The sequence below is a fragment of the Clostridium sp. E02 genome (genome assembly GCF_003833015.1).
In the GTDB taxonomy this organism is placed as follows: Bacteria; Bacillota; Clostridia; order Lachnospirales; family Lachnospiraceae; genus Lacrimispora.
Genome location: NZ_RJLQ01000033.1, coordinates 17556 through 29554 on the forward strand (window position 1 = coordinate 17556; position 11999 = coordinate 29554).

Below are 11999 nucleotides of genomic sequence, written 5' to 3' on the forward strand. Positions count from 1 at the left end.
AATATACTTAAGCAATTCAGCAGCTCATAATGAAAGAAACGGGGATACGAAAATAATGCGCAAAGTTCCGGCATATATAGAAATTCATAATCAAATCAAGAAAAAAATTCAGGATGGAACCTATCCTGTTTCCCAATTGCTTCCCACTGAACCTGAACTCGAAAAAATATATCAAGTTAGCCGGACCACAATCAGAAGTGCGATGGATCTGTTAAAAGAAGAAGGTTACGTGGAAATCAAACAAGGAAGAGGAACCATGGTTTTAGACCATCGGACCATTCAAGATTTAAATAAGGTGACCTCTGTCACAGAATCCCTTCGTAGACGTGGCTTTGTGGTTCGTACCAAAAGTATGTATATCGATCTAGTCCCTGCAGATGAAATACTTGGAAATGAATTAAACATGACCGCTGGTGATTCTGTGACTCGCATCCAAAGGATACAGTTAATTAACGATAAACCCATTGCTATTATGAAAAATTACCTTCCCACTTCGATGATTCCTGATTTAATTCAATATACCAATCAATTTTCTGGTTTATATCAGTTTTTGGAAGAACAATATCAGCTAGAAATCAGTTCGGCTAGTGACAAGATTTTTGCAAGATCTGCTGATTTTTTTGAGTCAGAAATGCTTGCAGTACAGCCTGGTACCGCTCTTCTTTGCATACGTAGGATCTGTTATCAGGATAAACATCCCTTTTGCGTAGACGATGTAAGTATCATCGGGGATCAATACGAACTTGCAATTTCCACCAATGGACGTTATAAGTAAAGAAATCAATCCAATGCACTTCTGCATTAAACATCATTATGTTTCAATTTATTTTTATTCAAAAATCTTAAATAGTGACATAATTCTTTGAATTCATTACTTTTTATAATACTTTTACAAATTGACCAACCGAACATTATGATGTATAATGATTCTGGTTCCATTGTTAATATTATAACAAATGATTGATTTGAAAAGGAGATGTTCTTATGAAAGGTTTTGCAATGTTGGGAATTGGAAAAACTGGCTGGATTGAGAAAGAGAAACCAGTTTGCGGACCACTCGATGCCATCTGTCGTCCCATTGTTCTGGCTCCTTGTACCTCTGATATTCATACGGTATGGGAAGGCGCCCTCGGAGACCGACACGATATGATACTCGGACACGAGGCCGTTGCCCAGGTAGTGGAAGTGGGTTCCTGCGTAAAAGATTTTAAACCAGGAGACAAAGTAATGGTTCCTGCTATTACACCGGACTGGAATTCTATAGAAGCACAAGGCGGATATCCAATGCATTCTGGAGGAATGCTGGCAGGTTGGAAGTTTTCTAATTTTAAAGATGGCGTATTTGGAGAACTATTTCACGTTAACGATGCGGATGGCAATCTTGCTATATTGCCAGAAGGAATCGATCCAGTCGCTGCCTGTATGCTTTCAGACATGGTACCCACAGGATTTCACGGCGTAGAACTTGCTGACATCTCATTTGGGGATAGCGTGGCCGTGATCGGAATCGGACCGGTTGGTCTTATGTCCGTTGCCGCTGCTGCTCTTAGAGGTGCATCCACGATCTATGCAGTCGGCTCCCGTCCCAATTGTGTCAAACTTGCCAAGGAATATGGGGCCACGGATATCATTAATTACAAAGAAGGGGATATTGCAGAACAGATTATGGCAAAAACCAGCGGAAAAGGTGTAGACCGCGTTATCATAGCTGGTGGCAATAACGATACCTTTACCCAGGCAATTACAATCTTAAAACCAGGCGGAAAAATTGGCAATGTCAATTATCTGGGAGAAGGGGACTACATAAAGATACCACGGATCCAATGGGGATGTGGAATGGGGCATAAAGAAATCGTCGGAGGTCTGATGCCTGGCGGAAGACTTCGGATGGAGAAACTCGTCTCACTGCTATCCACCAATCGACTGGATCCCGGCAAGCTGGTGACTCATCGATTTGATGGCTTTGATAAGATTGAAGAAGCCCTACTTCTTATGAAAGAAAAACCAAAGGAATTAATCAAACCTGTTGTTGTTATTCATTGGTGAAAATAGAAATGGTGCTGCAAAGTCCTGTGAACTTACAGGTCTGCGGCACCATCTTTCCCTTCTTTCATGATCTCTTCTATCTGCTTTTTACTCTCTTCTGTCAGGGAATCCATGAGATAATTACGGGTCCTTTCTTTGGTATCTTCGTATTCCTCTCGAACCCTTTCATTTGCCTTTTGCATCTCTTCCTTTAATTCTCTTGCAGACAACAACATGCACCCTGCACCTCTTACTATAATTTGCTGTAACCCATCTGAAGTTGCCACCACCATCTTATACTTGTTACTATTTTGATGTGCAAATTTTTCAATATATTGATCTGCAGTCTGCGCCTCTTTGGTATATACCAGATGAATGTTGTGGTATTTTATCACTTCTTCTTTATGTTCTTTCACCCGATACGCATCAAAGACCACAATAATATGACCATTTCGTATTCCTTGATAATTACATAAGAGATCCATAAGTTTTTGCCTTGCTCCATCCATATTTGTCTCTGCAAGTTCACTTAATTCCGGCCACGCAAAGATAATATTATAGCCGTCCACAAGAAGATATTCTTCTTTTCTCTCCCTTACTATCCTTGTATCTCTAAAGGATTGGGACGGTGACTGGTAAACCGTTTTTGGCTTTTTCCAATCCGTCTTTTTCCCCTGGTTTGCATAAAAAGTACGACTGATAATCTTATCAATCTCCTCCAGGCTTAAAAATGGCTCATCCCGCTGGGACGATTCACTTCCTACGGTGGAATCCAAACTTTCTTTTTGCTTTAAATAGGATTCTAAATGCATGTGATTTTTCACTTGATCCCAGGAAACCAAAAACCCTGCCCCATGGGCACAAAATACGGACCCAGGAGGATTTAAAAGATCCCGTTCCCAGTCATACCCGATCTGTTTTATCACTTCCTCCTGATTATGACACAACTGATATCCCATAAAACTGCTAAAAAGTCTACCCAGGCCTTTGGAATAAGCCGCCACTTCTTTCTGATAATTTCTCATCGTAGCAACTGGAGCACTTCCGGTAAGAACTGCAGTTTCCCCGTCAGAATGAGCAATCTCACATGTTCCAGACATTTTTTCAATATCCGTCATAGCTCTTCCTATCATCTTTTCAGGAAGTTCAAGCGTAAAGGAATAGTAAGGCTCTAGTAAGACAGATTCGGCTTCCATTAAGCCGTGGCGCACAGCCCGGTAAGTTGCCTCTCTAAAATCTCCGCCTTCTGTGTGTTTGTTATGTGCTCTTCCTGATACCAGCGTTATCTTCATATCCGTAATCGTGGAACCAGTAAGCACACCAATATGATCTTTTTCCTTTAAATGGGTCAGAATTAACCTCTGCCAATTTTTACTCAGAATATCTTCACTGCAATCCACCTCATATACGAGTCCGCTTCCTGGCTCTAACGGCTCCAGTAATACATGCACTTCTGCGTAATGACGTAATGGTTCAAAATGTCCCACCCCTTCCACTGGTGCAGTTATGGTTTCTTTGTAAAGAATTTGTCCTGCGTCAAAAGATACGAAAAGATCATACCGGTCATTTAATATGGTCTTTAGAATTTCAATCTGAATTTCCCCCATGATTTTGACCTGAATCTCCCGTAGTTGTTCGACCCAGACTACATGAAGCTCTGGTTCTTCTTCCTCTAGTTGGCGAAAGAATGGCAATACTTTTCTTGGATCGCAATCCACCGGAAGGGTAACTTTGTACGAAAGTACTGGTTCTAAAATCGTGGATTCCTGTATCTTATCATCCCCCAATCCCTCCCCAGGCCTGGTCTTACTTAGACCAGTTACCGCAATCACACTTCCCGCTTTCGCTTCATTTGCCGTTACAAATTTATCCCCGGAATAAATTCGAATTTGATTGACTTTTTCTTCCCATATGCCATTGGTAAGAACATTTCTCACTTTTAGTTCCCCACCAGTCAGTTTCATATGGGTTAGCCGGTTTCCTTGCTCATCGCGATTGATTTTAAAAACCCTGGCACCGAATGAAACCGGATAAGAAGGGATCGAAACGTATCTATAAATTCCCTCAAGCAATGAAACAATCCCCTCTAGCTTTAATGCCGAACCAAAAAAACTCGGAAAAACCAATCGATCTTTGATTGAAGCTTGTATCTGTTTTAATGGTATTTTTCCAGTCTCTAAATAAACTTCCATCATATCTTCGTCACACATGGCAAGTTGATCATAAAAAGAGTCCGTTTCATCAAGCGTAAATTCCAAGCACCCATCATTCAACTGCTTTTTTAACTCTTCCAATCGCTTTTCTTTATCCGTTCCCCTCTGATCCATCTTATTAATAAATAGAAAAACAGGGATCTGATACAGTTCTAGCAGTTTCCATAAAGTTTTCGTATGTCCTTGAACCCCATCTGCTCCACTGATTACCAGGATCGCATAATCAAGAACTCGAAGTGTACGTTCCATTTCAGCGGAGAAGTCCACATGACCTGGTGTATCAAGAAGTGTGATTTTAATATCTTCCAAATCAAATACCGCTTGCTTGGAAAAGATGGTAATACCTCTTGCCTTTTCCAGTTCATAAGTATCTAAATACGTATCTTTACGATCCACTCTACCAAGAGAAGGGATGACTCCACTTTCATAAAGTATGCTTTCTGATAATGTGGTTTTTCCAGCATCTACGTGTGCCAGGATTCCTATCGTTAATTGTTTCATTGTATTCCATTCCTTTGTATCGTTGCTTATGTCGAACATTATGCTACTAGTATTTACTTCTTATGATACCAGTAAGCTAGGAATTTGTATACAATTGATCCTTAATTCCTTCTTCTATTTTTTCATTGCACTCGCTATATAAAAATATTCGTTAAAGTCCATAATCGTTATCTCCTTAAAACCAGTTCTCTGAAGATTTCTTTTTAAAGTATCCTGATCCAGCCGATGATCCGCCGGAGGTCCATAATCGCAGTCTTTTTTTATCCATTCGATGATAATGATTCTTCCATCCGGAAATAGGATACGGTTTGCTTCCTTTAAAAATTTTTCCCTCATCTTCACCTCATGCATAACGGTAGATAAAAAGGCTACACCAACACAACCATCTTCTAAAGTCAGTTTGTACTCCTGCGTAACAACCGGACGCACATTTTTGATATTATATTCCAACATTTTGTTTTCCACGTCATCAAGCATCTCTTTTTCAATATCCAAAGCATAGACAACCCCCTGATCTCCTACTGCCTCAGATAATGGAACTGTAAAAAATCCGATTCCGCAGCCAATATCGGCAACGATGTCAGACCGTTTGATGCCAACCGCATCCAATATCTTTTTTGCAGGTAATACCTCTCTGCGTCTTTCACTATCTAGCTTACTTTTATTCATTACTTTAAACTTATGTGTCATTCGTTCGCTCCAATCTTTCCAAAATATTTTCCATGAACAATTAAATACATTGTTATTATAACATTCGTTTGCGTACATAGCAAAAGACAGAGATTTCAACCTCTGTCCTTTCTTTTTCTACTTAAGCATTGATAAAATCGTCTGCTTTGATTGTGCTCCAACTGTGCTTTTTACCACTTTTCCGTCCTTTATCACCACTAAGGTAGGAATGCTCATCACCTTGAAAGTCTGCGCTAGCTCCTGCTCCTCATCTACGTTAATCTTGCCGACTCTAGCCACATCAACAGTCTCTTCGGCAACTTGCTCGACTACGGGTCCTACCATCTTGCAAGGTCCACACCATGTAGCCCAAAAATCTAATAAAACAGGTTTATCTGACTGCATTACCTCTTTTTCAAAATTTTCCTTCGTTATTTTCAATACACTCATCGTATATGCTCCTTTCCATTGACACCTAATAGGTTCTTGTTGATATCATTCTAACTCAAAGTTGTCATAATATCTGTGATAATGTCACGGAGTCCTCCTCATGCAAGGAACGATAACGTTTCGATACAACTCTATCCATACTTTTAGAGTCTATACTTGTATTTGATACAGTTATTATATATAATAATCTTACTAACGAATGGCTATAAGTAAATACGTTTAGAGGAGAAAAAGAATGAACAATCAGATAAACATCGTTTATTTTAGCGCTACAGGTACCACCGCTCGAATCGTAAAGGAAATTGCACTTGGCATGGATGAGAACTTTATTGCGTATAATCGAACCCTTCCAGCCCAACGAGAACCTCACCTATCCTTTGGTCCAGATGATATTGTTATCATCGGCATACCCGTTTATTCTGGCAGAATCCCTTTATTTCTTTTGGAAGATTTAAAGAAAATAAAAGGGAACGGAACACGTGCTGTTTTTGTTGCCGTTTACGGAAATCGTCACTACGACGATGCATTATTAGAGTTAAAAAATGAAATGGAGATAAACGGGTTTCAAGGAGTGGCAGCTGGTGCTTTCATCGGAGAACACTCAAATACGGTAAAAGTAGCTACTGGTCGACCAGATGCAGCCGATCTAAAAGCTGCAAGAGCATTTGGAACAGAAGTCAGCCGTAAAATTCATCAACTCCTAAACCAGTCTGTTATTCCCCCTCTTTCTATTCCAGGAAATTATCCTTATAAAGAAAGAAAAACTGCACCTCCTATGATTCCGATCACAGAGGATTTTTGCACCAGCTGCGGTTTGTGTGCAAGACATTGTCCCATGGAAGCCATTGACGTTAACGATTATAAAACGATTGATGAAACCAAATGCATTCACTGCTCTAGTTGCGTGAAACGGTGCCCGGTTCATGCAAAATCCATCCACCACGAAGTCTTTGAGACTATCACTCAAACCCTAATTGAACACCTCGGTACTGTTTATCACGAACCGGAATGGTTTCTGTAATGGAGAAAAATAATGATATGGAAGAATGAAAAAAAAATCAAGATAATATTTTGGGTTGTCTTTATTACGTGCTCCGCTGCACTAGGAGCAATGACAGAGGCATTCGATATGAGCCCTTCCAAAAAAACAGCTTTGATTTTAATATGGCTTTCGTTGGGTGCTTCTTTTTCTGTCTGGATCCTTTTCTGGAGCTATTTTAAACTGCAGCAGAAAATCAATTCACTAAAACCGATTCTTTTAGAAGAAAACGGCATCGACCGCTACATATTGGAGATTCAAACTCTTTTATCCGTGAAACACTCTACCTCTATAGTTGATTTACTAAAAATTACATTAAGTCAGGCATACTGTGGAAAAAAAGAGTATACCCTTGCAAAGGGGGTTCTTTTAGAAGTAACTCCCAGAAAACTCGCTCGTATCAATCAAACTGTATACTGGGCAAACCTTGCATATATTTATTTTCAATTACAAGAAGATACTTATGCCAATCGAATCATGGAGAAGCAAAAACGCTCGTTTGTAAAACAAAGCACCAACCCCAGGTTAGCCAAGTTAATCTCCATCTTATGGATCTTTCAGGCAATTTCAAATCACGACAAAGATAAGGCGAGACTTCTTTTACAGCAGTCTAGTAAAAAATGGGAGAACGATTCCAATCAGTCCGATTTTGAAATGTTAAAATCGCTGTGTGACTAAAAAAGAAATCAGGGAAAACTCTCCCTGATTTCTTTTATTTCTGATTCCATTTCATCTGATATTCCATTTCACCAGTCTCTTGATCCATCTGCTCCTTTTCCACTAAAAACCCTTCTCTCAAATAAAAGCGCACTGCCCTCTCATTTTTTTGATAGACATGCAGCATCAGTTCATCGTTGATATGTTTCAAATGGGTAAGCATCTTTTTGCCGACTCCCTGGGACTGGATTTTTTCTGAAACAAAAATTCCAGCAATATATTGATCCATCAAGCCAGTAAAGGCCATAATGGTATGATCTTTTTCATCTTCATATACATATATCACAGCCTGAGGCAGCATCTGTTTTACCGATTCGTAATGATCCTCCCAAAAGGAACCATCGATAAAAGAATGGGCCGATTGATTGGTTTTAAGCCACAACTTCATAATCTCATCTAAATCTTCATTTCTAAATTCTCGAATCACTTCGTTTCCTCCCATCCTATGTATCCTTGCTGTATTTTACAATCACAACCGCCGAACCCAAAGGATTCAGCGGCCGATAACCTATTATTATTGCAATCCATTCATCACTTATTCATTTAAGCACCATACAATGGCAGGTTCTAAATATTCATTCCAGAAATCCCAGTTATGAATTCCTTTGCTTTCAACATATGTAATATCTGACTTTTCATGAATAAGAAAATCTCGAAACTCACGATTTTCATTCAACAGAAAATCTTCCGTCCCACAAGCCATGTAAAGAGACGGAAGCTCTTCCCCTTTCCTTTTTAATTGCTTTACCAAATATTCTGGATTATTCTCACTTTCTTCCAACTGACTTAAGTCGCCAAACACAGAAGTAAAATAGTCATAATCAGCAACTCCATTTGATTCTCCTGGCTTCATCCCCTTGATTCCATTGACAATGAGCGCAGACGATAGGCCAAATGACTTTTGAAAGGTGTTACGGTATTTGATCCCTGTATGTAAGGCTCCAAAACCACCCATAGACAGCCCTCCGATAAAGAGGTCTTCTTTCTGTTTTGACAGACCAAAAGTCTTGCTAACATAATTCACAAGTTCTTCTCCAACAAACTTACCATACGCTTTCCCCGTACCTTTTCCATCCAGGTAAAAGCTATTTTCACCAGAAGGCATTACGATTGCCAAATTGTATTTTTGCGCCATATCACTTGCATTGCTATTGATCATCCAATCAATGGTATTGCCAGAAAATCCATGCAATAAATACAATGTTTTACAATTGCGCTCGTAATTCTTATTCCCCTCCGTCGAATATGACTGTACATCGTTTGGTAAAAACATATGAAATGTCGTAACTCTCTTCAAAACATCAGAGAAATAATTAATCTGTAATTGTGCCATATAAATCTATCCCCTTCCTATTCATCATTGATTGAAACTTTGATTATAAACCATTACTTAAAAGCATAACTATAATCTAATAGTAACACTTGCTTTGTGATTGGTAAACCATAGTTGAATGTCAAATTTCGACAAAAATCTGGTTCTTTTTCTTCTACCGTTCCCCACCGGTGATACCACGATTTTTAATGGTCAAACCTTTTAGAAAATTTCTGATATAACGGTCTTTGCATTCTTTATAATTCCGTTGTCCTTCTCTTCGAAGCACTGCACTCAATTCACTATTAGAAAGATCCAATCCCGCTTCTTTAAAGATGGCAAGCATATCTTCTCCCGTAAATGAAAGTGCAATCTTAATTTTCTTTAAGAACACATTATTAACCGACCGGTTGTCTTTGATCCGAAAGTCAGGTTCCTCCGGTTTGCCAGATTTCGATTCCTGTTTCCCTCTTTTAAATAGAATAAAACCATTTAAAAATGATTCAAACATTTCATTGCTGCACGTAGACATATCAGGATTTGCAATGAATTTTTCTTCTTTGGAATCTCTGAATGCGTAATTATCAGGCTTTGCCAATATTTTTTTCAGCTCTTCTTTTGTGATTTCAATTCCGCCCAGTTTAAAAGCTTGTATCATATCTGTATCTTTTATATCCAGCGCATATCTTAATCGTATCAGGATGTCGTTGTTATTCATAATTCCTCTTTCTATTCATCGGTTTTTTGGGGGTCCTTTTTTCCACTGCTTCCATCACTTTTAATTGTTTTCCATTTACTTTTGTATCTTTCATTGCCTCCAGTACCATAAGCCCTTTTCCATTTAATATCTCAATATAGGTCAGAGTATCTTGTACGGATATAATTCCTATGTCTTCTGCGGTCATTCCTTCTAGGTTTGAAAGAACTCCCACAAAGTTTGTAGCCCTTAATTTCTTTTTCTTACCACCATTAAATCGCAGTTTCATGATCTCTTTGTCAATCTCATCCCACTTCGTCTTTCTCACTTGAGGAACTTCTTTTATTTTCTCCAAAAATGATGCCTTATGAGAGAATATTTCTTCCTCTCTAGGCTCTACCAGTTCTTGAATTTTATAACCTGTTAATGTTTCTATTTCCTTTAAATACCGGGTCTGTTTTGAAGTCACAAAAGAAATCGCTTTCCCTTTCTTACCTGCCCTCCCGGTTCTACCCGTACGATGTATATAGGTATCTCCGCTCAATGGCATATCGTAATGAATGACCAGGGAAATATCATCAATATCAATTCCTCTCGCTGCCACATCAGTCGCAACCAGATAGCGATACTCCCCTTTTTTAAAACTCTGGATGGCGGATAACCGCTGATCCTGCTCCATACCTCCATGGATTTTGATACATGGTATTTTGCTTTGCAGCAACTGTTTATAGACAAGATCCACTTGATCCTTTGTATTGCAAAAAAGAATACACCGTTCTGGATTTTCTATGACTGCAACATCAGCAAAAAGTTTAAATTTATCCTCTTCCTCTATCCGGTAACAAAAGTGGGTAATATCCGATGTCATAGAATTGCTTTGGCTGATATCAATGAAAATCGGATCTTTTAAATCGTTTTGTGCTAAATTCAAAATTTTATCTGGCATGGTAGCAGAGAATAACATGGATACTCGCGTATCTGGTAGTTCTCTTATAATTGCTTCTACCTGATCCATAAATCCCATTTCTAGCATTCTGTCTGCTTCATCAATAATTAAGAAACAGATTCGATCCAAAGAAAGGGTTCCTTTTTCTATATGATCCAGTACACGTCCCGGAGTCCCTGTGACGATATGGGTTTTTTGTTTTAACTCTGTTTTTTCTATGGAAAACCGATGTCCCCCATAAAGTGCTGCTGCTTTGATTCGTTTGAATCTGCCTATCTGTGTGAAATCTTCATTCACTTGGACCGCAAGTTCTCTTGTAGGAGCCAAAATTAATGCCTGCGGTTTATTCTCCAGCCAGTCCACCGATTCACAGACCGGGATCGCATATGCTGCTGTTTTTCCACTTCCCGTCTGGGATCTGACAATCAGATCCTTCTTTGTCAAAGCCACTGGGATCACACGTTCCTGAACTTGTGTCGGAATTTGATATTCCAGTCCAGCCAATGCCTTTTGTATCTCTCCACTTAATTGATACTGCTCAAACCCTGTGGTATTCATATTTGGTGTCACTCCATTCCTTTATCACGCTTTTTTCAATGGTACTATCATACGGATTTTTAAAACATCCATACACCTTAGCACAGATAAAGAACTCTGTAAAGAATTTTGTTGCCTTTCAGTTGAATTGTACGTAAGGACTAGTGATCCCATGGTGATTAAAAATAAATTCAAGCCATAAAGCGAAGATCGTGAGATTTTAATCCACAAGGGTCTTCTATTTAATTATAGGGTTACAGAACTAAGAAGCCCAAAATATCGTGGTTCACTTTCACCCTTATAATCTGTAACAGTAAAACTAAATGTTACTGATTCACCAGGTAAAATATTATTATTGCTAGGTTCATTTATTGCATTTGATGTATTTGTAATACTAATAGAAGCAATATAACCATTATCCCACTGGTTATCAATTTTGTAATTAATTTCATAATTAGTAGGAGTAATTAAATAATAATTAGTAAAACTAAATTTATTAGGAATTTTGATTACTTTTTCTTTAACTGCAATATACCCAAAAACTACTGTCTCTCCAGGCTTAATATCCTGATTATATCCATTATTTTTTATTACAGTATAACCATCTGCCTGACTAGCCTTGCCATTCCAGATACTCACAATAACATCATCTGTATTATATGCAATCTCCCAATTATGTATTGTTTCTTTTGTTGTATTTGTAACAGCTAATTGAACCTGATAATTATTTCCATATTGACGGTGTCAAGCTTTTTTGTAACACCTATGTATAGTTTCATTCCCTACGCAGCACATCGTGCTGCATAAGGTGTAAGACCTCCATTATAACGGTGTGGTCTTATGTAATTATATTTTATATAAACGAAATCATAAACACCTTGGTCTAAAGCTTC

At 38.6% G+C, this 11999-nt stretch carries 11 protein-coding genes and 1 pseudogene; 4 read left to right on the forward strand and 8 right to left on the reverse strand.

Annotated elements, in window-relative coordinates:
• Window positions 1-55 precede the first annotated feature (55 nt).
• Both EFT72_RS18065 and EFT72_RS18070 read left to right on the forward strand, forming a co-directional pair.
• Window positions 56-775 carry a GntR family transcriptional regulator gene (locus EFT72_RS18065; RefSeq protein ID WP_124068313.1) on the forward strand — a complete coding sequence of 240 codons (720 nt, stop codon included), beginning with the start codon at window positions 56-58 and terminating at the stop codon, window positions 773-775.
• A 209-nt stretch (window positions 776-984) separates the two neighbouring features.
• Window positions 985-2046 (forward strand): NAD(P)-dependent alcohol dehydrogenase, encoded by a 1062-nt coding sequence (locus EFT72_RS18070; RefSeq protein ID WP_124068314.1) that lies wholly within the window; start codon window positions 985-987, stop codon window positions 2044-2046.
• Window positions 2047-2078: 32 nt separating this feature from the next.
• Here EFT72_RS18070 and EFT72_RS18075 read toward each other — a convergent pair whose 3' ends face one another.
• From EFT72_RS18075 to trxA, 3 genes are all read right to left on the reverse strand, one after another.
• Window positions 2079-4739 carry a TetM/TetW/TetO/TetS family tetracycline resistance ribosomal protection protein gene (locus EFT72_RS18075; RefSeq protein WP_124068315.1) on the reverse strand — a complete coding sequence of 887 codons (2661 nt, stop codon included), beginning with the start codon at window positions 4737-4739 and terminating at the stop codon, window positions 2079-2081.
• 114 nt (window positions 4740-4853) lie between these two features.
• Complete coding sequence (locus tag EFT72_RS18080; protein WP_124068316.1) at window positions 4854-5429, reverse strand: class I SAM-dependent methyltransferase; 576 nt, start codon at window positions 5427-5429, stop codon at window positions 4854-4856.
• A 117-nt stretch (window positions 5430-5546) separates the two neighbouring features.
• Window positions 5547-5858, reverse strand: a complete 312-nt coding sequence (trxA, locus tag EFT72_RS18085; RefSeq protein ID WP_124068317.1) for a thioredoxin — start codon at window positions 5856-5858, stop codon at window positions 5547-5549.
• A gap of 235 nt (window positions 5859-6093) precedes the next feature.
• Between trxA and EFT72_RS18090 the strand changes: the two genes are divergently transcribed.
• Both EFT72_RS18090 and EFT72_RS18095 read left to right on the forward strand, forming a co-directional pair.
• Entirely contained in the window at window positions 6094-6879 is a 786-nt protein-coding gene (locus EFT72_RS18090; RefSeq protein ID WP_124068318.1) for an EFR1 family ferrodoxin, read from the forward strand.
• 12 nt (window positions 6880-6891) lie between these two features.
• A complete protein-coding gene (locus EFT72_RS18095; RefSeq protein WP_124068319.1) occupies window positions 6892-7575 on the forward strand; it encodes a hypothetical protein in 684 nt (227 codons plus the stop codon).
• A 34-nt stretch (window positions 7576-7609) separates the two neighbouring features.
• Here the strand turns inward: EFT72_RS18095 and EFT72_RS18100 are convergent, their stop codons facing one another.
• The 5 genes and pseudogenes from EFT72_RS18100 to EFT72_RS18120 form a co-directional block, all read right to left on the reverse strand.
• The gene (locus EFT72_RS18100) at window positions 7610-8041 is read right to left on the reverse strand and encodes a GNAT family N-acetyltransferase (protein ID WP_124068320.1); all 432 of its coding nucleotides are present in this window, start codon (window positions 8039-8041) and stop codon (window positions 7610-7612) included.
• Between the two features lie 108 nt (window positions 8042-8149).
• Window positions 8150-8947 (reverse strand): alpha/beta hydrolase family protein, encoded by a 798-nt coding sequence (locus EFT72_RS18105; RefSeq protein ID WP_124068321.1) that lies wholly within the window; start codon window positions 8945-8947, stop codon window positions 8150-8152.
• A gap of 154 nt (window positions 8948-9101) precedes the next feature.
• Complete coding sequence (locus EFT72_RS18110) at window positions 9102-9644, reverse strand: DUF1456 family protein (protein WP_124068322.1); 543 nt, start codon at window positions 9642-9644, stop codon at window positions 9102-9104.
• Window positions 9637-11127 (reverse strand): DEAD/DEAH box helicase, encoded by a 1491-nt coding sequence (locus tag EFT72_RS18115; RefSeq protein ID WP_124068323.1) that lies wholly within the window; start codon window positions 11125-11127, stop codon window positions 9637-9639. Before EFT72_RS18115 ends, EFT72_RS18110 begins: the two co-directional genes overlap by 8 nt.
• Window positions 11128-11352: 225 nt before the next feature.
• Window positions 11353-11832: pseudogene (locus tag EFT72_RS18120) on the reverse strand (cellulose binding domain-containing protein); the annotation flags it as partial.
• Window positions 11833-11999 lie beyond the last annotated feature (167 nt).

Coding starts and splice junctions, on each gene's coding strand:
- EFT72_RS18080 (WP_124068316.1), bottom strand. CDS start 5,429: ATGACACATAAGTTTAAAGTAATGAATAAAAGTAAGCTAGATAGTGAA.
- EFT72_RS18095 (WP_124068319.1), top strand. CDS start 6,892: ATGATATGGAAGAATGAAAAAAAAATCAAGATAATATTTTGGGTTGTC.
- EFT72_RS18110 (WP_124068322.1), bottom strand. CDS start 9,644: ATGAATAACAACGACATCCTGATACGATTAAGATATGCGCTGGATATA.
- EFT72_RS18065 (WP_124068313.1), top strand. CDS start 56: ATGCGCAAAGTTCCGGCATATATAGAAATTCATAATCAAATCAAGAAA.
- EFT72_RS18075 (WP_124068315.1), bottom strand. CDS start 4,739: ATGAAACAATTAACGATAGGAATCCTGGCACACGTAGATGCTGGAAAA.
- EFT72_RS18090 (WP_124068318.1), top strand. CDS start 6,094: ATGAACAATCAGATAAACATCGTTTATTTTAGCGCTACAGGTACCACC.
- EFT72_RS18105 (WP_124068321.1), bottom strand. CDS start 8,947: ATGGCACAATTACAGATTAATTATTTCTCTGATGTTTTGAAGAGAGTT.
- trxA (WP_124068317.1), bottom strand. CDS start 5,858: ATGAGTGTATTGAAAATAACGAAGGAAAATTTTGAAAAAGAGGTAATG.
- EFT72_RS18115 (WP_124068323.1), bottom strand. CDS start 11,127: ATGAATACCACAGGGTTTGAGCAGTATCAATTAAGTGGAGAGATACAA.
- EFT72_RS18070 (WP_124068314.1), top strand. CDS start 985: ATGAAAGGTTTTGCAATGTTGGGAATTGGAAAAACTGGCTGGATTGAG.